The sequence below is a fragment of the Clostridium ragsdalei P11 genome (assembly GCF_001675165.1).
Classification (GTDB): Bacteria; Bacillota; Clostridia; order Clostridiales; family Clostridiaceae; genus Clostridium_B; species Clostridium_B ragsdalei.
Genome location: NZ_LROS01000055.1, coordinates 18,569 through 44,891, shown reverse-complemented (window position 1 = coordinate 44,891; position 26,323 = coordinate 18,569). Strand labels below are relative to the sequence as shown.

Annotated in this window: 22 protein-coding genes and 1 riboswitch; of the genes, 4 read left to right on the top strand and 18 right to left on the bottom strand. The window is 29.6% G+C overall.

Annotation, left to right across the window (positions count from 1 at the left end; genetic code table 11):
• Positions 1-4: 4 nt before the first annotated feature.
• Complete coding sequence (locus tag CLRAG_RS16405; protein WP_065079383.1) at positions 5-706, bottom strand: flavodoxin family protein; 702 nt, start codon at positions 704-706, stop codon at positions 5-7.
• An 18-nt stretch (positions 707-724) separates the two neighbouring features.
• Complete coding sequence (locus tag CLRAG_RS16400) at positions 725-1,285, bottom strand: PadR family transcriptional regulator (protein WP_065079382.1); 561 nt, start codon at positions 1,283-1,285, stop codon at positions 725-727.
• A 437-nt stretch (positions 1,286-1,722) separates the two neighbouring features.
• On the opposite strand from CLRAG_RS16400, the gene CLRAG_RS16395 reads away from it, so the two are divergent.
• Positions 1,723-2,937, top strand: coding sequence for an MFS transporter (locus tag CLRAG_RS16395; protein ID WP_083985779.1), 1,215 nt, complete (start codon positions 1,723-1,725; stop codon positions 2,935-2,937).
• Between the two features lie 65 nt (positions 2,938-3,002).
• On the opposite strand, the gene CLRAG_RS16390 is transcribed toward CLRAG_RS16395, so the two are convergent.
• The 3 genes from CLRAG_RS16390 to CLRAG_RS16380 all read right to left on the bottom strand — a co-directional run bounded on the left by CLRAG_RS16390 (position 3,003) and on the right by CLRAG_RS16380 (position 6,225).
• Entirely contained in the window at positions 3,003-4,256 is a 1,254-nt protein-coding gene (locus CLRAG_RS16390; RefSeq protein WP_154105011.1) for an Nramp family divalent metal transporter, read from the bottom strand.
• A gap of 14 nt (positions 4,257-4,270) precedes the next feature.
• The gene (locus CLRAG_RS16385) at positions 4,271-5,005 is read right to left on the bottom strand and encodes a PRC-barrel domain-containing protein (protein ID WP_065079380.1); all 735 of its coding nucleotides are present in this window, start codon (positions 5,003-5,005) and stop codon (positions 4,271-4,273) included.
• A 232-nt stretch (positions 5,006-5,237) separates the two neighbouring features.
• Positions 5,238-5,425: riboswitch (M-box (ykoK) riboswitch) on the bottom strand.
• Positions 5,426-5,610: 185 nt separating this feature from the next.
• Entirely contained in the window at positions 5,611-6,225 is a 615-nt protein-coding gene (locus tag CLRAG_RS16380; protein WP_065079379.1) for a manganese efflux pump, read from the bottom strand.
• A 174-nt stretch (positions 6,226-6,399) separates the two neighbouring features.
• Here CLRAG_RS16380 and CLRAG_RS16375 point away from each other — a divergent pair, with 174 nt between their 5' ends.
• Positions 6,400-8,364, top strand: a complete 1,965-nt coding sequence (locus tag CLRAG_RS16375) for a transglycosylase domain-containing protein (RefSeq protein WP_065079378.1) — start codon at positions 6,400-6,402, stop codon at positions 8,362-8,364.
• Between the two features lie 136 nt (positions 8,365-8,500).
• Here CLRAG_RS16375 and CLRAG_RS16370 read toward each other — a convergent pair whose 3' ends face one another.
• Entirely contained in the window at positions 8,501-9,919 is a 1,419-nt protein-coding gene (locus CLRAG_RS16370) for a sugar porter family MFS transporter (protein WP_065079377.1), read from the bottom strand.
• A 404-nt stretch (positions 9,920-10,323) separates the two neighbouring features.
• Here CLRAG_RS16370 and CLRAG_RS16365 point away from each other — a divergent pair, with 404 nt between their 5' ends.
• Positions 10,324-11,085, top strand: coding sequence for a DeoR/GlpR family DNA-binding transcription regulator (locus CLRAG_RS16365; RefSeq protein ID WP_065079376.1), 762 nt, complete (start codon positions 10,324-10,326; stop codon positions 11,083-11,085).
• Between the two features lie 19 nt (positions 11,086-11,104).
• Complete coding sequence (locus CLRAG_RS16360; protein WP_065079375.1) at positions 11,105-12,334, top strand: aminopeptidase; 1,230 nt, start codon at positions 11,105-11,107, stop codon at positions 12,332-12,334.
• Between the two features lie 365 nt (positions 12,335-12,699).
• On the opposite strand, the gene CLRAG_RS16355 is transcribed toward CLRAG_RS16360, so the two are convergent.
• The 12 genes from CLRAG_RS16355 to CLRAG_RS16300 all read right to left on the bottom strand — a co-directional run bounded on the left by CLRAG_RS16355 (position 12,700) and on the right by CLRAG_RS16300 (position 25,966).
• The gene (locus CLRAG_RS16355) at positions 12,700-13,545 is read right to left on the bottom strand and encodes a TylF/MycF/NovP-related O-methyltransferase (protein WP_065079374.1); all 846 of its coding nucleotides are present in this window, start codon (positions 13,543-13,545) and stop codon (positions 12,700-12,702) included.
• Between the two features lie 54 nt (positions 13,546-13,599).
• Positions 13,600-15,777, bottom strand: coding sequence for an HD domain-containing phosphohydrolase (locus CLRAG_RS16350; protein WP_154105010.1), 2,178 nt, complete (start codon positions 15,775-15,777; stop codon positions 13,600-13,602).
• A gap of 261 nt (positions 15,778-16,038) precedes the next feature.
• Positions 16,039-17,451, bottom strand: a complete 1,413-nt coding sequence (locus tag CLRAG_RS16345) for a L,D-transpeptidase family protein (RefSeq protein WP_154105009.1) — start codon at positions 17,449-17,451, stop codon at positions 16,039-16,041.
• 459 nt (positions 17,452-17,910) lie between these two features.
• Positions 17,911-18,591 carry a M15 family metallopeptidase gene (locus CLRAG_RS16340; RefSeq protein WP_065079372.1) on the bottom strand — a complete coding sequence of 227 codons (681 nt, stop codon included), beginning with the start codon at positions 18,589-18,591 and terminating at the stop codon, positions 17,911-17,913.
• A 140-nt stretch (positions 18,592-18,731) separates the two neighbouring features.
• Positions 18,732-19,691 carry a DUF4367 domain-containing protein gene (locus CLRAG_RS16335; protein WP_065079371.1) on the bottom strand — a complete coding sequence of 320 codons (960 nt, stop codon included), beginning with the start codon at positions 19,689-19,691 and terminating at the stop codon, positions 18,732-18,734.
• 2 nt (positions 19,692-19,693) lie between these two features.
• Positions 19,694-20,239: an ECF subfamily RNA polymerase sigma factor, BldN family gene (locus CLRAG_RS16330; RefSeq protein ID WP_065079370.1), complete on the bottom strand. Its 546-nt coding sequence runs from the start codon at positions 20,237-20,239 to the stop codon at positions 19,694-19,696.
• Between the two features lie 192 nt (positions 20,240-20,431).
• Complete coding sequence (locus CLRAG_RS16325) at positions 20,432-22,006, bottom strand: serpin family protein (protein ID WP_065079369.1); 1,575 nt, start codon at positions 22,004-22,006, stop codon at positions 20,432-20,434.
• Positions 22,007-22,113: 107 nt separating this feature from the next.
• Positions 22,114-22,398: a hypothetical protein gene (locus tag CLRAG_RS16320; RefSeq protein ID WP_065079368.1), complete on the bottom strand. Its 285-nt coding sequence runs from the start codon at positions 22,396-22,398 to the stop codon at positions 22,114-22,116.
• Positions 22,399-22,466: 68 nt separating this feature from the next.
• Entirely contained in the window at positions 22,467-23,447 is a 981-nt protein-coding gene (locus CLRAG_RS16315) for a VanZ family protein (protein WP_065079367.1), read from the bottom strand.
• A 223-nt stretch (positions 23,448-23,670) separates the two neighbouring features.
• Positions 23,671-23,979, bottom strand: a complete 309-nt coding sequence (locus CLRAG_RS16310) for an ArsR/SmtB family transcription factor (protein WP_065079366.1) — start codon at positions 23,977-23,979, stop codon at positions 23,671-23,673.
• Positions 23,980-24,229: 250 nt separating this feature from the next.
• The gene (locus CLRAG_RS16305; protein ID WP_065079365.1) at positions 24,230-24,751 is read right to left on the bottom strand and encodes a (Fe-S)-binding protein; all 522 of its coding nucleotides are present in this window, start codon (positions 24,749-24,751) and stop codon (positions 24,230-24,232) included.
• A 63-nt stretch (positions 24,752-24,814) separates the two neighbouring features.
• A complete protein-coding gene (locus CLRAG_RS16300) occupies positions 24,815-25,966 on the bottom strand; it encodes an aminotransferase class V-fold PLP-dependent enzyme (RefSeq protein ID WP_065079364.1) in 1,152 nt (383 codons plus the stop codon).
• Positions 25,967-26,323: the final 357 nt, after the last annotated feature.

Genomic DNA, 26,323 nt, shown 5'->3' with positions numbered 1-26,323 from the left:
CAATTTATTCATTCCAACTTCTATTTGCATTCTTTAAATACATTTCAGTATCAATAACATCCCTGTCAAGTATAGCTTGTGTATCATCTTTTATATATCCACACTTTATAACTTCTTCTCCAGCTTTTTCTACAGCCTTAAAGAAAGGTTCATACAATTTTTTCAACATATCGTTATCTTTAGAAGCTGCAAGTACTCCACCTTTATCACTTAAAATTGCCGCTGCAAGATTTCCCTTAGTCATAACTTTAAAAGTTTCAAGTAAACCGGAAAAATTATATCTGCCGGGAAAACCACAATTTGAGATTAAAACAGTCTTTACTGGATCTTTTCTAAATCGACGAATATGAGAATATTTTTCATCTTTTTTAACCATTTCACCCTTATTCATAGGCAGCATACGATCCATAAAATCTTTCATTATTCCAGTTACAGTAAAATAATATAGAGGAGTTGCATATACCATTACATCTGTTTCTTTTATTTTGTCTAGCAATTCACTCATATCATCCTTATAAACACATTTTCCAGGAGTCTTTGTCCAACATGTAAAGCAGCCTCTACAGTGATTTATCTTTTTATCCTTAAGATATATAGTTTCTACGTCTGCTCCTGCTTTCAAGCATCCTTTAAGGAAATTTTCTAAAATAACCTCTGTATTTCCCTGTTCTCCCCTTGGACTTCCATTTAAAGCTAACACTTTCATTTTATACATCTCCTTAATCTATAAATCTTTTATATTTTCTAAACTTTTCAGTGTTTCATCACACCACTTTAATTTTGCCTCTTCAATATATTTTCCAAACCTAACAGTCGACTTCCACAAAGCTAAATTTTTTTCATCCAATTTTATCTTTCCTGTGTTAAATGCATCTTCAATTTTCGAATATTCCTCAAATTCTTTTTCGCACTCTTCTTTTACACTCTCAATTTTTTGAATAACATTTTGTGTAGGTACATTTCCTGAAAGAGATATCTTAAGCAAAAGCTCTGACCTGTTAGGAATACTTTCCACAGGAAGCATAATCCACTCTTTTAGTTCCTTTTTGCCCTTTTCTGTAATGGAATAAACATTTTTACTTGGTCTTCCTTCTGTCTGCTCAACTTGTTTTGTTATAAGTTTTTCTTCTTCCATTTTCTTTAGTACAGGATATATATGTCCATAATTTTCATTCCAAAAATAGTTTATAGAAGAATCACAAAATTTTTTAATATCATATCCAGATCCTGATATATGACTAAGTACCCCCAAAATAGCATATTTTGTTTTATTTACTTTTGACAATTTAATTTCACCTCTGTTTTTATATCACTATGATATATTATGCTATTTATTATATCATAGTGATATAATAAATCAATATTTAAACTAAATTTTAATAACAGTACTTACAAATAATAATTTAATCATAGTAACATCAATGGCTTAAGTATTAAACTATTATATGACTATTAAATACTGTTAAATGTGTATTAAATATCAATCAATTGCTGTCTTATATTTAATTTAGCTATAGAAAGTAGTATACTTAAAATATATTTGGGATGGCATAGACAAGGATATTGGAATTCCTGAAAATGCTGTTCTTCGCATCAGCTATAAACAGCAAAGAGATATTGAAAAACTGCAGTTTAAAATTTTTTGAAATTTACGTGAGGATTATAAGTTAGAACCAACTCAGAAGGAGATACCTTCATATTAAATTTTAGGAGGAATGAATTTTGAAAAACATTTCAAACGGGCTTCGCATGATTCTTATGATTGGATGCTGTGGAGCTCTGGCAATATTTAGTTCTACCATATCAAAATCTCCTATTTTACCCATATTTGCAAAAAGTTTAGGAGCAACTGGTATACAAATTGGCTGGATTGCATCAGCATCGACTATACCCGGAATTTTGATAAGCTATCTCGCAGGAGATTTGGCTGATCGTTTTGGATACAAGAAAATTCTTATAGGTTCCTTATTAATATTTGCCAGTGCACCTTTTCTTTATCTACTGGTGAATGATCCTTTGCAGCTTGGCGTTGTTCGTTTCTATCACGGTTTTGCAACAGCTGCATTTGGTCCTGTGGCCATGGCTACTATTGCCGCCTTTAGCAGTAAGAATACTGGAGAAAATTTATCTCTTTATTCCTCTGCAACAATAATTGGCCGTGCCTTGGCTCCAACTGTTGGTGGTACAGCCTATCAAAATGGTGGATATGTAAGTGTCTATCTTATTGCAGGTATTGCAGGTATTTTGGCTTTAACCTTTGCAATTCGGTTTTTTCATAAATCAAAAGATACCGAAAATAAAGAAACTGCTAAAGTAAAAAAATATAAGTCAGAAAATATTTCTTTCTTTAAAAAATTATGGAGATTGCTTAACTATCGTCCACTTCTTCTAGTGGGAATACTTGAAGCTTGTACGTACTTTGCCTACGGTGCATTTGAAATGATATTTCCACTATATGCAAAACAACTTTATATGTCTACAGGTGAAATTGGTATTCTGCTGGGTATACAATTAGTTGGAATAATTCTGTTCAAACCACTGTTTGGCAGAGCATCAGATCAATTGGGACGTCTGCCTATGATGGTTACAGGTCTGCTAACATGCAGTATATCCTTCTTTCTTCTGGCCATTTTGAAATCCACATTTGCCATTATTCCTTTAATATTCATATATGGACTTGGTTTTGCCTTAATCACTGCAAGTACCAGTGCACTAGCTGCAGATGTTGCTCACAAGGGACAACTAGGGGCCTCTCTTGGGATAATGAGTACTCTTATGGATGTCGGTCAAACTTTCGGTCCTCCGGTTATTGGCGGGATCAGCGACATATACAGCTATTCTGTTGGCATAGGTGTATTGGCAATAATATTTTTGATTGCCGCAATAGGATGCATTATCGCACTTATTAACCAGCACAGAACGAAACAGATGGCATAAATTAAAAAGTAAGTATTACTTAAAAATAAAAGCCATTCTCCAATGATGGCTTTTATTTTTTTACTCTATTTTTTTAAAGCAGTTAAAATAGGTTCAAAAGTTAAAATAACTGTTAATATAATTAACACTATAATAGTTACCCATCCTATTACATTTTTAGTTCTACCATTTACATATTCGCCCATAATATCTTTATTATTTACCATAAGCATCATACAAATTAAAACTACGGGAAGTAACACACCATTTATTATTTGTGACCATAATGTTATCTGAATTAAAGGTGCTCCTGGAATTAATATAATACCAATCCCAATAATAATTATTATAGTAAACAGTGTAAAAAACTGTGGTGCTTCTTTTAATGTTTTATTTATACCAGCTTCAAACCCAAAAGCTTCACAAATATAAAATGCTGTAGCCAAAGGTAGTATTGCAGCCGAAAAAATAGAAGCTATAAATAATCCAAAAGCAAAAATTTGAGAAGCAAAGGCTCCAGCAAGTGGCTTTAACGCTAATGCAGCATCTTTAGCCTCATTTATTTGGATTCCACTTTTATGAAGTGTTGCCCCACAAGCTACGATTATAAAGAAAGCAACTACTACTGTAATAACACTTCCAACAACAACATCCCAAAATTCGTATTTAAATTCTTCCATCTTAAGTCCTTTTTCTATAACTGCTGACTGCATATAAAACTGCATCCAGGGTGCAATAGTAGTTCCCACCATACCAATAACCGTACTTATATAGTCATAATTAGTTTCAATAGCAGGATGAATTAATGCATGTCCTATTTCATGCCAGTCTGGTCTAGCGAAAAATGCAGAGCCAACATAGGATAATAAAAATATGCTAAAAACCAAAAATAACTTTTCAGTAGTCTTATATGTACCTTTTACTACCAAAATCCATACTGCAACAGCAGCTAGTGGTACCGATATATATTTACTTACTCCAAAAATCTGCATGCTACCTGCTATACCTGCAAACTCTGTAGCTGTATTTCCTATATCTGCAATTACTAGCCCAATAAACATAAAGGAAATTACCTTAACACCAAAATTTTCTCTAATTAAATCTGCCAGCCCTTTACCTGTAACTATTCCCATTCTAGCATTCATTTCCTGCACTACAAGAAGCACAATAAAGCATGGGATTAATGACCAAAGTAATTTGTAACCATAGGTAGCACCTGCTACAGAATATGTTGTAATACCACCTGCATCATTATCTACACTACCTGTTATAATTCCAGGACCTAAAACACTTAAAAATATTAATAAATTTGCCATCCATGTTTTTCTCTTTGCATTCATCATTAGTGCCTCCATTATCTATACCTTTTATTGGACTTAGTAATTTCATAGAAAATATCATTTATATTAACAATCCCTATGATATGCATTTGTTCATCAATTACGGGTATAGAACATAGGTTATATTTTGATGCAGCATCTAAGTTAGAGAAAATAATTGCACCTGTATTTACATCAAAGTCCTCAATTATATCTGCCAGATCTGAAGGATGAATTGTGGATAGTTTATTATAACTTTTTGAAAGTAAAATGTCTTTTGAGGTAAAAGCCGTTTGAATATCATCCCATAACATTAGTTTACTTGATATTTTAAATCCTAATCTCTTTAATGGTTTAGCAATTCCAATCCTTCTTAATAGCCCATCCATACCAATATCTACTGCTGCAATAAACATACCTGATGGTAATATAACTAACCTAACATCGTTAGCTCTAACTACCTTTCTTCCATTAACATCAACAATCTGTTTGTCCAAAACATACTTTTTCAGTAACATACAGTCACCTAAATCTTTATCTTGAACTTCACTACACATTAAAACATACTGTCCTTTTTCCTTAGAAACACTGATATTATCAAAACCAATAAATTTTATTCCTTCTTTTGTTTTAACAACAGCTATGGTAACTTTTGGATTTTGAAAATTCACATCAACAGCTACATCCTTTAAAGTTCCTATTACTTCTTTACTAGTCGTATAAATTTTATTACCCAATATTCTGCTTAAATAAACGCTTGTAAATTGCATTGTATACACTCCTTTGCTTTCAGGATGCACAATGCAAATTTTTTAATGCAAGTACATCCCCTATAATATTTTTACCAATAAATCTTTAAGTTTTATATCATTGCATTTATGACACGGGTCACCGTCCATTAAATTCATCACTCTCCTTAACTTGGTAATTTATCCAATAAAAAAATCTCTTCGCAACAAAATGAAGAGATTGGATTCTTAATAAATTCCAAGACAAAAAATAGTACATCTTCACTCGTTGAGCTTTGACTCTGTAAAGCTTAGATCATAAGCATTCATATTTCTATGAATGTTGTCAGCTACATTAAGTAAAACCTTAATCCGGTAGTACCTGCTCACCCATTGGCGTCTCTCGACATTTCTGGGCAGTAGCGTATGTCTGTACAGTAATCTCACCTAACAATGTTATTAAATTATATTTTTAATTAGTAATAATCCGTTTCTTATTATATACATATATTCCTTAGTTGTAAATATTTTTTAAGAAATCAAATGTTAAAAATATGTTACTTAGAAAATATACTGCCTCAAAATGTATTTTGAGACAGCATCTAATTCTTCTAATTTACTTTTATATAACAATTAGTAAAATAATATCAATTAAAGAATTCAATTATACCAAGTGCTATTAACAATATGCCTGAAATTAATGGTGCATATTTACCAAATAATTTACCCAATACATGATTACCTACAACTTCACCAATTATAATTGTAAGAATACTTAATATAAATGTAAATATGACTGTAAATTGAATACTAACTCCTGTTATACTAGCTGCTATGCCAGTACCTAAATTGTTAAAGGTCAACCCAAATGCTATAAGAAGAGCTTCTTTTATATTTATATCACCGGAGTTGTCCAAATCTGACTTTTCGGCATATTCAATCATATCAGTAATGTCTTTTAAAGCAAGTTCATTTGATTTTTTATTATTTATAAGTTTTATTATACTTTGTGTTATAAAATATACTCCCAATATAGCAATGGCTATAGAACCTAATGCATTTGCTATATTGGGAGGTAAAAATTTTGATATATACACCCCAAGTGACATTGATAGAAATGTTCCTGTACAAGTTATAACTGCTATTGCAAGGTTAGGAACTACTCCTATCTTTATTTTCTTTATTCCATAAGCAATACCTACAACTACATTATCTAGGTTAGAGGATAAACTAAACAATAATGCAGATAAAATTAATGTCATGCATAGTCCCCTTTTTTATTCTTTCCTTTTTAGTATATGACTTTAAACTTTTAGTGTGCTTAGGAGTTCAAGAAAAGGAGATGTTTTAAATACATTGCAGTTCCAAGATAAAGTATATATAAAAAATTTACTGGGGATATTATAAGTACACAATTAAAAATGGAAGTGACTCAATTGCGAAAAAAGCAAAAAAGCAAAAGAACTCATAAAGTAAAAAAGCATACACTACTCAAAGTTTTTTCTGTATTTATAATAGTTATATTACTCTTTTGTATTAAGTATTTATTTATAGCAGTATCACTCTATAATGATGCGTCAGCTAAAGTAAATTCTATATCATATAGTACTTTTCATGGAAATCAAACAACTTATTTGTACGATTCAAAGAACACTGTAATAAATAAACTATATGGTTCAAAAAATTCTCTATATTTAACATCTTTTTATATACCTCAAGCTGTAAAAAATGCCTTTATATCTATAGAGGACAAAGATTATTTTAATCATGGTGCTCTTAGTATAAAAGCAAATCTTAGAGTTTTATATTCTATTATAAAAAACAAGGGAAAAATTACACAGGGTGGAAGTACAATTACACAGCAGCTAGCAAGGACTGTGTTTTTAAATTTTGACAAAACTTATAAAAGAAAATTAGAAGAAATATTAATTGCTATAAAATTAGATCAAAAATATACTAAACAACAAATCCTAGAATTTTATATTAATAATATTAATTTTGCCAATAATGCTTATGGAATTGAGGGAGCTTCAAGGAGATATTTTAACAAAAGTTGTAATGAACTTAATTTATCAGAAATATGCTTTTTAGCTGCAATACCTAATAATCCTACTTACTATAACCCTATAAAGAATATAAACAATACATTAAAACGTAGAGATCTTATCCTATTATCAATGAGGGAAAATAATTATATTACAGATTATCAATACACTACAGCAATTAACTATAAAATTGTATTAAATCCAGAAAAATATGATGGAAATGTATGGGTTGAATCCTATGCCCTTAATTGTGCTTCAAGGGTGCTTATGAAGCTAAATGGGTTCCAATTTAAAAATACATTTGATACACAGCAGGATATGGCTAGTTATGATAAAGATTATTCTAATGTATATAACGAATGTATAAATGACATCCGCACTAATGGATATAAAATTTATACTTCTATAGATATGGATAAACAAAAACTTTTACAAGATTCCTTAGATACTGGGCTCCTAGATTTTACAGAGCAAAATAAAGGAATATATTCTCTGCAGGGTTCATCTGTTTCAATAGATAATGAAACTGGATATGTTATAGCAATAGTGGGTGGTAGAACAAGTCCTGAGAAAGATTATTTGAATAGGGCATTTCAGTGCTTTAGACAGCCTGGTTCATCTTTTAAACCTTTGGCAGTTTATACCCCTGCCTTTGAAAAAGGATATGATGACACAACTATTATAAATGACCATTATATAAATGGAGGTCCTCATAATGATGGTGATGTTTATATGGGAGATATATCTATAAGAACAGCTGTGCAAATGTCATTAAATAGTGTTGCATACCAAGTATTTAATGACATAACGCCTACTTATGGATTATCCTTCGTAAGGGATATGGATTTTAATAAAATTGTAAAAAAAGATTACACTCTATCTGCTGCATTAGGCGGTTTAACTTATGGAGTAACTCCCATAGAAATGGCCTCTGCTTATTCAACACTTGCAAGGGGAGGAGAATTTATTGCTCCTACATGCATACGTAGTATTGTAAATAGCCAGGGACAAACTATTTATGAAAATAACTTAGGAAAGAGAAGGGTATATACTTATGATGCAAGTTATTTAATGTCGGATATTTTAAAAGGTACTTTAGAAAATACTTGGGGTACTGCATATAATGTAAGGCTTAATGGAATTACTAGTGCTGCTAAGACTGGTACAACAAGTAACCAGAAGGATGGATGGTTATGCGGATATTCTGCTTACTATACTACAGTAGTATGGGTTGGATATGATATACCAAGGTATGTTGATAACTTATATGGTGGAACATACCCGGGACAAATTTGGCATAATTATATGCAGCAGGTGCATTCAGGATTACAAGATAAGGATTTTTATACACCTTAAATAAAAATTGTTATAAAATTAAGTTATGCTCCCTTATACAAAATAATTAATAAGCATTAAAAACAATTTTTCTATAATATATTTTGATAAAACATTGCAACCTTTTCCATAAATCCTTCTTGTAAAATTATAAAAATTAACTTTGTACATATGCCTCCTTACAATTTTTCATATTATAGTTTCTAAAGGATTCTTCTAATTCTTCCAAAGATTTATCGCGCGTTTCTGGTACAAATTTATAAGTAAACAATATATCAATAATGCCAAATACTACAAATACAATAAATGAACAAGTTAATCCAACTGTCTTCAATAATATAGGATACATAAACCCAATACAAAACGTACCTATCCATAAAAAGAATGTTGCAATTCCCATACCTAAGCCTCTTACTTTTAGTGGGAAAATTTCAGACATTTCTAACCACGTTACAGGACCAATGGTTCCTTGAAAGAAAGCCAAAAAAATCATAGTTAAAGCAATAACTATGAAAGGAAGTAATGCCGATCCTGTTAACTTAAACGTAACTATAGACAATGCAGCCATTGATAAAGTAGTAGCAGTATACCCTAATAATAACATAGTCCTACGATTAAACCTATTTGCCAAAAATTTCATATAAACCAATGCCGAAATAACAGACACCATTCCATTTCCTATATTGGCAATTAAAGCTGCTTTAACTCCAAATCCAGCCTTCTCTAAAATTGTTGTACCATAATACATAACTATATTTACTCCAGCAATCTGCTGTGCTACACCTATGCCAATTCCAATTAATACAAGACGACGAATCCACGGAATATCTAAATCCTTAAAAGTTACTCGTTTCAAATTTTCCTCTTTATTTATGTTACTTTGTATTACTTTAAGTTCTTTTTGTGCTTCCATTTCATCGCGAATCATTTTTAAAACTTCAAGTGCTTTAGCAGTTCTTCCTTTTGCAGCAAGCCATCTTGGTGTTTCTGGAACCAATAACATTCCAAACCATAAGATAACTGCTGGAATAGTAGCTATTGCTATCATATATCTCCATATTCCAGGATTCCCAGAAATACTTCCTAAAATAGCATTAAATATGTAAGCTAGCAGCTGTCCTAATACAATCATAAATTGATCTTGTGAAACAATACTTCCTCTAATACTTGAAGGAGCCATTTCTGATAAAAATGTTGGTACAATAGCTGATGCTCCACCTACTGCTAATCCCAGTATAAATCTACAGATAATAATAACTGATGCAGTTGGTGAAAGCGCACATCCTAAAGTTGCAAAGAAAAAAATTACCGCAAGTGTTCTAAGCAGTTTTCTTCTTCCATATTTGTCAGATAAACGTCCTGTAAACACCGCCCCTAAAGCTGCTCCTAAAGTTAGAGAACTTGTAACAGCACCTTGGGTAACAGCTGTTAAATTCAATTGATCTTTTCTTGACATAAAAGTAAGTGAACCATTTATAACTCCTGTATCATATCCAAATAAAAGTCCTCCGAATGTTGATATAATAGATATTTTTTTCAAAAACCTTGATTTTTGTATATTAGAAGCTTGTATCATTTTAAATCATCTCTCCTATCATTTTTGAATGGTCATTTATTTATTATATGTTGAGTACCTTTTGATTAAATATTATCACTTTTCTTATAACTTAGTCAACATTTCCCCATTATATCCTTTTTATTTATTCATAACTAGATTTATTCTGCTTAACTTATCAAGTTATTCTTAGGTTCAGGTGGAGTTTGCTTATAAGGAATACCTTTTCTCCATCTGAACCTTAGAAGAACTTATCCAGGTGCGTAGCAGTGCTTATACCCCACTTTGAAGAAGCTGGGTGTATTAGCAATGGTAGCAATCGGATAAATAACATCTTCTCAATTATTTACTTTTAATAATTTTTATATATAATTATATTTAGAATATGAATATATTAAATTTAGATTTTTGAAAGGTATGGTATTATGAAATCAAAGAGAATAAACCAGATAGAGGAATATGTGTTAAATAAAAATACTGTAACCTTAGATACCTTAACTGATGTTTTTAATGTATCCAAAAACACTATACGTAGAGACATACAGGAACTAATTAAAAGAGGGAACATAAAAAAAGTATACGGGGGTGTTGCATCAAATTCTAAACTGTTATCACCATTTAATGAAAATCAAATAAAAAATACCTACACTAATGGTTTAATAGCAAAAGCTGCTTCACGTTTCGTTAAAGATGGAGATATAATATTTATAGATTCAGGTACAACAACTTTAAATATGGGCGATTTTTTAAAGGATAAAAATAACCTTACTATAGTAACAAATAATCTAAACTTTATCATAAACTGCTTAAAATATACTAACTTGAACATAATTTCAACTGGAGGAACATTAAATCGAAAGACAAACTCTTTTTCAGGAATAGATTCTTTAAACCTGCTTAAAAATTATAATATAAATAAAGCTTTTATGAATGCCACAGGAATATCCTTAACTAATGGGGTTACAAATTCTTCTCCACTTGAAAGTGAAATTAAAAAAATTGCAGTAAAAAAAAGCAGTGAGGTATTTATACTTGCAGATTATTCAAAATTTGATATTTGTTCTCTAGTAACTTACTGTAATTTAGATGATATAGATTACTTAATAACAGATAAATTTCCACCTGAAGCGTATAACCAATTAATTGAAAAAAGTTCTATAGAATTAATTGTCTCAGAACAATTATGAAGATAAAGGAGATATAGACATGAATAAAAATTACTTAGAAAATTATTCAAAAATAGTTGTAAACGCAGGTCTTAATATACAAGACAATCAAATATTAGTTATAAATTCACCAATAGAATGTGCTGAATTTACCAGATTAATTTCTGAAGCTGCCTACAAAGAAGGTGCACGAGATGTAATAATAAATTGGAGTGATGAACTTTCAACAAAGATTAAATATTTAAATGGAAAAGACGAAATTTTTGATGAGTTTCCAAATTGGAAAAAGGAATTATATACATCCTATGCTAAATCCGGAGCTGCATTCTTAAGTATTTATGCCCAAGATCCAGAACTTATGAAAGACGTAAATTCCAAAAGATTAATGCGAGCAAGCAAAGCCCAAAATATTGCACTTTCTGAATATAGAGAAAGGATTATGACAGATAAAAATTCTTGGTGTGTTATATCAGTTCCAACTAAATCTTGGGCAAAAAAAGTTTTTGAAGACCTTTCAGAAGAAAAAGCAGTTGAAAAACTGTGGGATACTATATTTAAGACTGTAAGGGCAGATGAATCAAATCCTATAAAGGCATGGGATACCCATAAAGCAAATCTTAAAAAAAGTATGGATTTTCTCAATAAAAATAAATTTAAATATCTAATATACAAAAATTCACTAGGTACTGATTTAAAGATTGAACTTTCAAAAGATCACATATGGCTTGGTGGTTCATCATCTACACCTGAAGGTATAGAATTCATGGCAAATATACCTACAGAAGAAGTGTACACTTTTCCATTAAAATGGGGTGTAAACGGAAAAGTTGTAAGTTCGAAACCTCTAAATTACAATGGAAATCTTATAGAAAATTTCTCTTTAACCTTTAAGGATGGCAAAATTATAAGCTTTACCTGTGAAAAAGGTTATGAAACACTAAAAAATCTTATTGAAACAGATGAAGGTTCTCATTACCTAGGTGAAGTTGCATTAGTACCTTTTAATTCACCTATTTCCAATTCAAATATATTATTTTACAACACACTTTTTGATGAGAATGCATCCTGCCATTTAGCTATAGGTGAAGGTTACCCTACCTGTTTAGAAGATAGTCAAAATATGAGTAAAGAAGATTTAAAAAATGCAGGTATAAATTCTTCTCTAGAGCACGTTGACTTTATGGTTGGAACAGAGGATCTAGATATAACAGGAATTACAGAAGATGGAAGAGAAATTCCCGTATTTATAAATGGCAATTTTGCATATTAGACAGCTGCTTTTTAAAGTGATTTTAACTTTAGTTGCAAGAATATAGACAGATTTGCATATGAGTTCAAGTTTTAATTATAAAAAACCTTATATGGATTTTGTAGCTTAAAAATAACCTTATGTGTAGAAATATTTTTACAATAAACAAGAACATTTAAATATTTTGTGTATAAGGCTTAGTGAAAAATTCATAAAAATCTTAGAATTTTTGAATTGTTTGAGGTACGAGTTTTCAAAAGTTCTTAGATTTTTTAAAATTTTTCACTTAGGCTTATCAAAATATTTAACTGGACTTGTGGTTGTAAAAATTATTCGGAACATAAGGTTATTTTTTTCCTAGAACTCTATATAAAATTTGTTTATATCTACTGTTTAACTATTACAGCAGTTCCATGTAAATCGCATATTGGAACTACAAAGACATTTTCTTCCCCACAAAACTGTTGTACTGCCTTCCTTACTCCAGAAAATTGAGTATTATTATAGTCATGTATGATCATATATCCGCCTATACTCATACGGGGATAAAAAAACTTTAATCCTTCATATATTGGCTGATACAAATCTGCGTCTAAGCTAACCACTGCAAAATTTACGTCTATTCCATGTGCAGTATCAGGGAAGTATCCATTCTTAAATATAGCCTGTTCTTTATAAGGCAGCCTACTGGATACCATGTCAATACTGGTATCATTAAATTTCCCAATTTCGCTACGGGAAAATTCATTTTTCTTTTCAATTTCTATATCACGCCCATCAAATCCCTCAAAAGTATCAAATAAATATATATTTCTCTTTGGAAATAAAGCATTTATTTCAGCTGCAAATTTGCCTTGATATACTCCTAATTCTGCTACATCCCCTCGAATATCTCTCTGATTCACTTCTCTAGCAATCAATTTTAAAACTGCAAGACGAATATCTAACTGCTGTCGATATTCAGTAATACTAATAATACTGCATTTGAGTCCTAATGCTTCAATTTGTAGCTTTACTTCCTTGCAGGCATCCTTGTTTAAAATTGCTACATAAACATAGTCTGGTTCTATATCCAAAAGTTGCTGTTCATTAATAACAGGTACACTGTCAATCTTAGTCCCTTGCATTTTTTTATTATTGTCACAATACGCCACAACTTTCATATCTGGACTTAAGAGATTTTTCATCATTTGTCCGCCTTGTCCTACACCCCAAATTACAACCTTTTTCATTGCCATACCTTCTTTTACAAATCATTTTTAATTTGCATACTAGTATTATGCCTTCTAACAATGCAGTTTATCTAATACTTTTTCAATAAATACACCTATAAGTTCTGGATCAAACTGAGTGCCTGCATTAAGTTTTAGTTCCCCTATAGCAACTTCTTCTGGCAAAGCACTTCGATAACTTCTTTCGCTTGTCATAGCATCATAAGAATCTGCTATAGCTATAATCCTCGATTGAAGTGGTATTTCTTTTTTCTTCAAACCCTTTGGATATCCCTTTCCATCCCACCTCTCATGATGAGCCAATACATAGTATGCCATTTCTGACATATCATCTACTGTATTAAGTATTCTATATCCTATTTCCGGATGCCTTTTTATTTCCTGCCATTCTTCATCTGTAAGTTTTCCAGGCTTATTAAGTATATTTTCCTCTATAGCTACTTTTCCTATGTCATGAAGCAATCCAACAGTTTTTAACTCCCTAATTTCGTGTTCAAGTAAACCGAGAGCCTCACCCATATCCTCGCATAATATTGAAACTCTATGAGAATGTTCTTCTTCTCTTTTATTTTTTTCATGAAGTGCAGTAATTATAGCACTTATGGTTTTTCCTATCATATTTGGCCCTTCAAAAAGCTTTTTTTTGTACATGTAATCTTCAGCTTTTTTGAAAGTTTCTTGAATTTTTACTTTTCTACTCTTCTTAGTTTCATATCCAAAGGAAATAGATATGTCAATGGCACCTATCTTTTCTTTTGATGCTATGGATTTAATACGTTTAAGAATTTGTTCTGTTTGAAAAGCATCTGTTTTAGGTAATAAGATTACAAATTCATCCCCTCCCCATCTAGCAGCAATGTCCTCCTTCCGACACCCCTTTTTTATGACTTCTGCCACCTTTTTAAGGAGTTTATCTCCCATAACATGTCCAAGAGAATCATTCACAAGTTTTAAGCCATTTACATCTCCCATAACAATTGTGAGTGGTAAACTTCTTTCCACATCTAGTCTATTTAATTCTGCTTCAAAAAACCTTCTATTATACAACCCTGTTAATTGATCACGGTAACTCAAATATTCCAATTTAAGTTCCATTTCCTTTCTATCTCTAATATCCCTCCATAGGGAATGAAAAACTTTCTTTCCATTAAGAAAAATAGTTGTTAACATAACCTCTACTGGTAATACATTCCCATCGGCCTTTTTATACCACCATTCAAATTTACATTTTCCATTTTCTATAGTATTTTTACGCATTCTAATAACTTTTTCTCTGGTTATTTCTCCATCTGGCTGTTTTTCAGGATAAAACTCAAGTGGATTCTTACCTAGTATAAATGTCTTTGAATCATATCCTAATGCTTTAATCATGGCTAGATTACAATCAACTATCTTTCCGTCTGAAATTATAAATATAGCATCCGATGAGTTTTCAAAGAGGTTTCTAAAAGTGGCTTCACTTAATTTCAATTCCATTTCGTTTCGTCTTTCATCAGTAACATTTCTCGATATGGCAAGTATTTCTTTTTCATTATTTTTTACCATTCTAATTTCAAAATGATATTCCTTATTACGAATCCACACCTTATATTCAAAACTATCCAGTATTCCTTTTTTAAGCACTACCTTCATTTTTTCATAGAGTTTTTCTGACATCCCTCTAGGAAAAATTTCTAAAATATTCTTTCCTATAAAATCTTTTTTCGGCATGAGCACATATTTTTTATCACTTGACATACAATCTATCAGATACCCTTTATCATTAACAACAAATAATGCATCGGGTAATGCCTTAATAATAGCCCTGTTTTTTTCTTCACTTTTACTTAATTTCTTTTCACTTTTAATGATTTTATTATATTGAAGTCCTAACTTTTCCTTGGAATCAATCAATTTTTTTACATATGTTTTAAGTTCTTCATTAACTAATGATATTTCTTTATAGCTTTCATTAAGTTTCTTTTCTACCAGATCAACCTTTTTTAAAAGATTGCTTATTAATAAATATAAAACAAATGTAGTTATACCAACATATAGACATCCCTTATATATATTTATAGCTAGGAGCATATTATCATCACTAGCAAATTTAATTACAATTCTATCAGAAAAGTAAACCCAAGGTAAACTAATCCCTAAAAATATTAAACATATTCTTATACTTTCGTATTTCCACAACTTATTGTCTTTATTAAAAATTGAGTAGATTTTTTTTCTTATTGATACAAGCATACTATACCCCCATCTGTAATATAATTCTACAATTCCGCTCAATTTATTGACATTAAAATATTATTGGATTTATATTTTAATATCCCCTTATATGCTGCTTATTTCGATAAAATACAACAAAAATTCTTTAACTACATTATATCAAAAAATTAAAAAAGGTGATAACTTTTTTAATTATCACCTTTTCAATTAATTCATCCTATGTTAATCATATAAATTATTATTTAATCACACATATTTCTAAAATCGTATAGTATTATACTAATAATAACAAACAACTGGAGTACCTTTATCAATATTCTGGAATATTGTCCTTGCCAAATAATACGGTGAGTTTACACAACCATGTGAACCACTTGACATGTATATACTTCCACCAAATTCACTTCTCCAACTTGCATCATGAATTCCAATACCTCCATTAAATGGCATCCAAAAATCAACTGGTGAACTGTATCCTTCACCTTTTAAAGTAGCATGTCTTTCTTTATATTTCACCCAATAAACGCCTTCTGGTGTTGGGTGTCCCTGACTTACATTACCTGTAACAACATCCCCTTGTACTACTAATGAACCATTTTTATAAAACCATAAATGTTGATCACTCAAATCTACTTCTACATAGGTATTTCCTATATCATTAGCTCCATGAGATGCCGCAGTTTGACTATATGTTGGTTCTTTTTTTACAGTTCCACCTTGTTTAATGTAGGTGATCAAATTTTCTGTTTCCTTAGCGGAATTAATGTCCCAACCATAATCACCGCCGCCAACATTTATTGTTCTTCCCGAAGTTGTAACAAAACTTCTTGTCTTACCAATTGTATCGTAAGTTTTTGAAAGATCAAGCATATAATTTTTTATTTTGTCTTTGTCAAATTCAACTTCGAAATTATCATTAACTGTAAGCCAATTATTTATCTTAGAACCATCTATAGTTTCTTTTTTATCTCCAAATGTATAGATAATTTTAGAAGATACATATTTATTAAGAAGATCCCTAATTTGGGTAGTTTTTGCTGATTTTACAGTATACTTTGGATTTACATAACAATTCATTGCTTCCAAATCCAACGTAGTTTGACCTTTAGATATTGCCTTTACTACATTATTATATAATGCAGTTTTATCTACTTTACTTCCATATACTTCACTTACAATATTATAACCTTTATCTGAGTATTTGAAGCTAGGATTTTTAGGTTCAATTACATTTTTATTATCAAGACAAGACAGTTTATTTATTTTATCTTCCAATATCTGCTTATCATATGAAACTTCAGCTGTCATTTTAGTATCATTTGTATCTAAAAATGCTATAATCCATTTATAATTGCCTTGCTTATCCTTAAGTTTCCTAAATTCATCATCTGAATTATACTTTAACTTAATGTCAGATCCACTAATTTGTTCGCTTTTACTACCTCGCTCTTTTAAATTTAACTTATATGATTTTATCTGAGATATCAATTCCGTATTTAATTGCTCCGCAGTTTTACCTGAAACATTCACACCATTAATTTCAGATCCAAAATAAAAATGCTTTGTGAAGTACGCTGCCATCCCAAAATATATAATAAGTAAAATGCAAATAGAAATGATAGTACCTTTGATAATTTTATTGCGCTTACTTTGTCCCTCCTTCTCATTTTCCTTTTCTGCATCATTTTCCATAATACCCATCCCTTCTATAATTACAATAAAAATTTAAAAATTAAGGCTTTATAGTCTTTAATATTAATTAACTTATATAGATAAAGGCTACATTATATTTTGTGTAATAAAACTCATAATTAAAACAATTATTATTTTATAAAACTGAAAAAATAAATAAACTAAAAGAACGGATATTAACTATTTATTCAGCTCAAAATCATATAGCAACTTCTAAAATTATAGCTAATTCAAATAAAAAGTTATAAACACATCTCAGGAAAACTTCTCTTCTTTATTTTACATTATTCCAATTTTTGTGTCTACCTTTTATTTAAAAGCAATACCATAAGCATAACACTGTAATTTTACAGCATTATGCTTAGGTTTACAAATCTATTTTTTCAACAAATTGTATAATTTTTATTGATAATCTACTGATTAAAATAATTATTGCTAGATTCATCAATTATATCAAATTTATTTTTCACCTAAATACTCCTCCAGCACCATATTCTTACCATATATTTCTTTTGCTGCTTTTGCTCCAACATATCGTATATGCCAGGACTCATAATTATAACCTGTTATAGCTTCTTTTTCTTTTGGATATCTCATAATAAATCCAAATCTATAGGCATTAGCCTTTAACCACTTTCCCTCTCTTGTTTGTCCAAAATCTACTGTTAACATGCCTTTGAAACCAGCTTCATTTGTAACATCTATAGCAAGACCTGTTTGATGTTCACTTGTACCAGGATGTGCTACATATTCATCAGCTTGCTTTTTGCCTACCCGTCGAACTCTCTCATCATATACTTGTTTTTGTGACTTATAAGATCTATAAGCTGATACACCATATAAATTCATATCCTTTTTATGAGCATACTTAAATAAATTTTCCAACTGTTCAGCTGCTTCATCTTGCATCATCTTTTCTTCATGAGATGCACTTGGTGAAAATTCCACATTGAGCATTGTTAAATTCTCAGGTATATAACTTGATGATAGAGGATGATTTTTATTTACTAAAATTAAAAATTTATTTGAACTTTGATTATTTGAGTATACATGATCACTTTTAGCTTGACTTAAATTACATACTGAGTAAATTATTACTGCAGCTACCAACAATAGTGGTATTACAACTAACTTTTTCAATTTATATACCTCCACAACTTTTAATTATTTTGTTAACTCTACTATGTAAGACACATCTTATACAAAAAAGGTTCAATTAAAAATGTTATAAGCATAATACTGAACTACTTCAGTATTATGCTTATTCTTATAAAACCTGTTTATTTAATAGAATCTGCAATTTTTATTAATTCAGTTTTTCCAAATGCTCCTCTGCCTGATAAACTATAAAGTACCCCATTATTCTCCCAGTCCATGTTTTTGTTATCAGATAATATTGCATCTTTTCCATTAACTTTTACTTTTTCAATTTTCCCATCTGTTCCATCTTCATATTTAGTTTCTTTGCAAGCAAACCTTTGCTGCATGTGAATATACTTTCCTGTTTTTGCATTAGTAAAATATAAATCAATATATTTTTTACTTACGCTTCCATCGTTATCTTTATAAAATTCTGCCCTATCAAATTTATAACCTTCTGGTAAATAGGCAGGCAGCTTAACATTAAAACAAGTATATTTATTTAAACTGCTAGAATTTTTAACTATTAGCATATTGTTCTGAATTTTTTCATCTTCAACTTTTGCCTCACTTACTGTTACTATCTTTCCGTTTAAAATTGTAGCAATTTCTTCACCTGATTTTGTATATAATTTTCCAGTATTTTTTGTAACTACTGTTACAGGATTTTTATTTTTATCAAAGATTTTGCCTTTTAAATCGGTTGGAATTACCACTTGCGAAGGTTCTTGTATTTGTTCCACTGTTATATGACCAAGAGATATTCTATTTGTTACTTTTTCTGCTAAACCTTTAGCAAAAGAAGTCTGGATAAACACACCGCCTACTACTAAAAATACTGCTGCTGCAGCAACTGTCTTTTTTATTCTATTTGATTTTTTCATAATATTATCTCCCTTATATTTATTTATATTTTTCAACGTTTTATTAAAAACAGCTTCTTTATTACTATTTTCACTGAAATCTCTATTTGCTAAAGTTTTTCCGATTTCTAAAAGTTCATTGAATTCTTCACTGTTTGATTCATCAACATTTTGTATTCCATTAAGATAAGCATCCATATTCATAGAAAATTTATCCTCAATACTTTTTTTGTTCATATCTATACCTCTCTTTCCAATTCTCTTTTTAACTTTTTCATTGTTCTATAGAGTATTACTCCCACATTGCTTTCTGTAATGCCAATAATTTCTGCAATTTCTTTATTTTTTAAATCTGCTCCAAATTTAAATGCTATAATATTTCTTTCTTTCGTATTCAAAATATTTAGTGCTTTTACAAGTTCATCATTAGTCTCTGATTTTACAAATACATCTTCCGGATTCTTTTCTGTAGATATTAACTTTTGCAATTTATCCATAGAAAGCACTTTATGCTTTTTTAATCTCCTAAAATAATCATTTATCACGTTTCTTGCTATAGCGAAAAGCCATACTTCAAAAGGAGATTTATCTTCACTATATGTGTTGATTTTAATCATTGCTTTTTCAAATATCTCACTTGCCAAGTCTTCTGCTTCTTCATTACAATTAATCCGGTAATATATATAGTTGTAAATTCTTTTATAGTAGGTTTCAAAAATATAAGTAAAATCTTTATCTCTAGATTTTTTTTCATCTAAAGCATTAATTAATGTAGTTTGTTCCATATATTTTAAAACCACCCCTTTCTCTGATTTTTTTACCTAGCTAAGTAATTCATCATATGTTAATACGTATAACCCCTAATTTCATTACACAAATTTAAAAAAATTTCTAAAACAACTTGTAGTGTATAAGTTGTCTACGTAAAAAAAGCAAGCTCTCTCGAACTTACTTCTTTTATATATGATATATTTTAACTACTTTTGTGGATTTTCAACTTTTCCCATAAATACTATTGCTCCTGTATTACAATCTCTTATTGCAAAAACAAAAGGCCTGTCAATAGTAAAATCAACATTCTTGTATTCTGGCGGCATAGATGCTGTAGCACCCATTTCTACAGCAGTTACTGCTGCTGCTGCCGTTCCCTTTTCATCTACATTGATAGAAGTTTTGTGTGTAATTTTACTTATAAATAGCGGCTTTTGCTGTGAAATTCCACTAAAATCAGCTTTATTTCTATCAAAAGCTGTAACTACACCTAACTTCTTAAGTATATCAACCATGTTGTCTTCTTCATATTCCAGCTTGAATTTAGGTATTTTCATAGTAACTCTTGCATCATAGAAGTCATTCATCCATTTATCCATGTTACTTTTACTAAAGCTTGATACAAATTTATTTATATCTACTCCTTTATCCGGTAAAAACAAATCCATTTCTAACCCATCATAGTATGGAATTTTTACAGCTGCAAAATTATTTCCTTTTAAATAACTATTTACACGTATATCTTCCATATTATCTACTTTTATTTTTTGACCGCTAGATAAATTAAATTCTTCTGGTTTTGTATTATCTTTAGGAAATTCATCTAACCAGGTTCCTTTAAAGTTTACAGAGTTGATTAAAATTGCCACATCTTCTTTATTAATATTATCTATTATCTTTTTTATTTGTCCATCTGTACTTTTATCTACCCAATTATTAATAATATCTACTGAATTATTATCTTTGAAGTCTAACGTGCTTACTTCTGAATTATAATATTTTTGTGAAGTATCAACAAATTGCTTATTTAAAATTGTGTCTTTATCAACCCATATGGAATCCGCTGTTTTTAGCTTTGTTGATTTCAAATTATTGTAATAATCCAATAAACTATAGTATTGTTCATTTATAGTTTTATCGTCTGCATTACTTAATCCTATAGACCTTAACATTTCATTTTTTGTATCTCCTACCGCTCCGTTTTGTGTCTCAGCTAATATGGTTCCTATACTTAAGGGCGATATTATTATATTTTTATCCTTGTCCTTATTTGTCAATTGGTTCATTAAATCAAATGCAAACTTATTATTTGATACACTTACTAAACTATCCTTATTTATATCTATTGTTTTAATACCATTAACCGTAAACTTCATAGTAATTGGCTGCTTAAGATTACTTGTGGATGAACCTGTTTTACTATAAAGTTTTAAGTCTTTAGAAACATTCAAATAATATGTTTCTCCTGCCTTATATCCATCCTTCGGAGGATATATTAAAATACTGTTGCCATAGTTTGCCTCATTAATTTCTACATCAATTATGTTACCCTTTGAATCTGTTACAGTAATAGCCTTGTCCAAAGATGGCCAATCAACTAACAAACCCTGCTTAAAAGTTAATTTCCACACTTTTTCTGTACTAACATCCTTTTGCTCTGTCCACTGTTTTACATTTCCCGCTGCATCACTAGCTTTTACCTTTTGCATATAATATCCAGAACCTGCGGTTGCAAGTATAATTGAAATTAAAACCGGTATAAACACTTTTGATTTAACCACATAAATTCCCCCCAATTAAAAACGGATAAACCTTATATAAATAATTTTTAATTACACATACTATTATATCACTTCTAATTATACTCTCATCCAATTATCTAGTCCTTTTAATTATTACATAAATTTTTTATACTTTGAAACAATGCTTTATTTGAATTTATTATATTTTCATTTCCACTTACACACAGATTATTTTGCTTCATGATGCCATCCATCATAGGCGCATAATTTCGTATATCATCTGCTGTAGTTGAAAGAATTTCATCACGATACTTTTGAACATCTTCCTGTGTTATACCAATGATATACATATCATCAGCTGCAGAAGCTTTACCTTCAGGATCCCTCAGCGTATCTATATACTTTAATGATGCTAAAATATATTTATTCATCTCATTTTTAATCCCCCTTTTATTTTTTAGAACTCTATTATTTAAGAGACATCATATACAAAAAAGGTTCAAAATTTTTGCTGTTCCCTAGATTCATCGAGAATACTAATTACATTTGCAATAAATTTCCCTTTATCATATTTTCCCCATACAGATATTTTTGTACCAGAGGATAACTTACTTATATTCTCAGTAGGAATTTTACTGTAGGTAACAGTTAAACTATATCCTTTTAAAAATTTTTTCTTTAAAACACCTTTTTCCAAATAAACCTTAGTAGATTTACTTAACATTACTTGAACATTCTCTTCATTAGCATTTTTAGTATAATTAGAACTTACTGCAGTACTGCCGTTCTTATTATTTCTAATAATTTTGTCTACAGTAACTAAATCACCACTACTATTCACCAATTTTCCAAATATATCAGCCTTGCCTTTTGGAACATTTTCTCCACCAATAACTTGTTCATGCAATTTACTAATTCCTAGGTATGTCCCAAATTGATCTACAGCAACAATACCTCCACCAATAAAGAATATAAAGGTTGTTATTATTATGCTCACATAAAAAGTATTTCTTTTTGGTATCAGCTTATTGATGTATTTATATAAAATACATCCTATAATTCCTCCAATAGTATTCAAAATAACATCATCAATGTCACTACTTCCAGCACCTAAAATATACTGAGAAATTTCAAAAAATAAGCTAAAACAGGCTGTAGATATTAACACATTACTTAACTTTGAATATTTTTCATTTAAAGAAGGTATAAAATAACCAAATGGTATAAATATTATTATATTGCCAAAAGTATTAGATACAGCACTCATATATCCCATTGTCCTACTATTAACAAGATCTTGAATAACTGTTTTAAATGGAATTAAATTAATTGACCTCATTTTTCCATAACTTCCACTGAATAATTGACTTATTGAAAGATATCTAAATATTAAAACTTTAAACAAAGCAGCAATATATGCTATAAATAAAATTCCCATTACTACTTTTAACAACCTGGTTTTATCAAATTTAATCTTCATCTTTCTTCTCCTTTTATTTTAAAATATCAACTTTTGTTTTTCTTAAGTACTTTTTAGTACAGCATCCTTCAACATATAAGACACATGCTGCGCCTAAAAGGTTCAATTTACAAATTTTTTAGTTAAACTAAATGCTCAATTAAAAAGGGTTAGTTTAATATGTATTAAACTAACCCTTTTTAACCATGTTTATCTATGCAATTCTAATTTAATTTTCTTAACTTTACAACGATTCTGTTTCCTTAATACCATTTATATAATTTAATACATACTTTCCAACATCTTCAATAATATTTTTAACGTCATTGCTATATAATCCATAGTGCATTTCAAGTCCTACCTTTTCACTCTTAACTAATCCTGCATCTTTTAAAATTCTCAAATGCTGAGACAAATTTGCCTGACTATATTCAAACTTCTCATTTAGTTTGCACACACATTTAGGTCCATCACATAAAAACTTCATTATTTTAAATCTTACTGGATGGCCCAATGCCTTAAACACTTTTACTGCTAAATCGTCTTGATTCAAAATTTCTCCTCCTTATCCACCTAATATCTTCTATTTATATTTATCTTTTTTCACACTAAACTATAAAGAATAATTTCTTTTAATTAAATACTAATATACTTTATATAGTATAGGTTATTTTCATTAAAATTTCAATGTTAACTGTAAAAGCTCCTATAGAAGATCTCATTCTTTAGTTAATGGGATCTTCTATAGGAGCTTTCCGTTTTAGTATAGAAAATGTATAGATTCTTATTCTCATGTTTCGCTACTATACAAGTTCTAATAAATCATTTAAACTTTTTAGTTTTTCTTTATATTGTTCTTCTTCTAGAACATCACACTGGTTTAGTGTTTTTACTCCTGTTAATAACTTTGATGCAAAAGCAATACAAGTAGTTTCCCCACATTTTTTACAATTTTTTTTAGGTAAATATGAATAAATCTTAAAAGCCGATGGTTTTTTTCTCATTTCATAATTTGGTTCTATACTATTCTTATTATCATATGTTTCATTTATTAAATCTTTTACAAAATCCATTATAGAATATGCATCGGTTTCATTAATTGCTTTTGCAACAGTCATATCATTGGCGTAAATATTTATTAGTCTACTATCTTTCTTAAATGTAAAGCTAGGCATATTACTATTGTAACTTCCACTTTTCACAACTGAATTTAGATATGGCATTATGTTGGAAACATCTGATGAAAACTCTGCTTTAAATCTTATTTTTTTACTTTCAGCTACGCAGGGTTGTATAAATAAAAGTTTTATATTATTTAGATACACATCATCACTACCCTTTCCATTTTATTTTAATCATATCCAATAAGTTATGTATAATTTGACAAATTACATATACTTATTTTGTATTTTATTTAAAGCTTCTACAAGAGTATCTATGTGTTCTTTTTCATTAAAATATCCTATGCCAATTCTAACAGCTCCGATATTTTCTGTACCCATAATTTTATGTGCTGTAGGTGCACAATGTAATCCAGACCTAACCATAATATCATACTGTTTATCAAGTTCATATGATATTTCTTCAGCCTTTATATTCTTTATATTAAATGATACTACACCTACTATTTTATCTGACTTTTTAGGTCCATATATCTCTATTTTCTTAACACTTTTAAGTCTTTCAATTGCATATTCAATAATCTCTTCTTCTTTTTTTCTTATATTTTTAATTCCAACGGAATATATGAAGTTTAATGCCTCCCCTAATCCAACAATTCCAACTACATTTGGAGTACCAGCTTCATATCTATTTGGAAAATAGTCAGGCTGGTATGGATATTTAGAATCTCCACCTGTTCCACCAGATTTTAAAGGATTTATATCAATGTAACAATTCACTATAAATCCTCCTGTTCCTGTTGGACCAAGAAGACCTTTGTGACCTGTAAAAGCTAAAATATCTATGTTATCTTTTTCAACATCAATAGGATAGGCCCCTGCAGTTTGAGCTGAATCTACTAGAAATTTCACCTTATGTTTTTTTGCTATTCTACCAATTTCTCTTATTGGTTGAATTGCTCCTAATACATTAGACGCATGAGTAAAAATTATAAGTTTTGTATTAGATTTTATAAGTTTTTCTACATCATTATAATCAGTAATTCCTTCATCAGTACAACAAACTGTTGATATTTCTATATTTTTGTCTCTCTCTAAAGTTTTTAATGGTCTCCACACGGCATTATGCTCTAAGCTGCTTGTTATTACATGATCCCCTTCTTTTAAAAAGCCATTAATCACCACATTAAGCGCTTCTGTAATATTTGAAGTAAATATTACTTTTGCTGGATCACTACCATTAAATAGCTTACATATCATTTTTCTACAGTTATAAATAAGTCTATCTGCCTCAATAGCAGTTTTATAAGCACCTCTCCCAGATGTTGCCCCAATATCTTGCATGTATTCCATCATCTTTTTCATTACTGAATATGGTTTTGGGAAAGATGTAGCTGCATTATCTAAATATATACCCAATAAAACACTACCTCTCTTATATAGTACTTATAAGTACCTCTATTTGACAAGTCTAATAATTTACAATAGCGTTTAAAAATAACTAGTTTTCATTAAATAGCTTATAACTATTTTATAATTTAATTATATAGTTTAACACATTTTTATGTCAATATATTTAATAACATTTATTTTCTTAAAATTTGATACATTCTACTTTTTTTATAAACTTTCAGCATTCTTATAGATTTTTTTAATTTCATTATTTCAAGTTTTATTGGATGTCCAATCATCTTAAATATTTTTATCATTAAATCATCTTGATTAAAATTTCAATGTTGACTACAAAAATTTGTAGTAGTATTATAATTATATAAC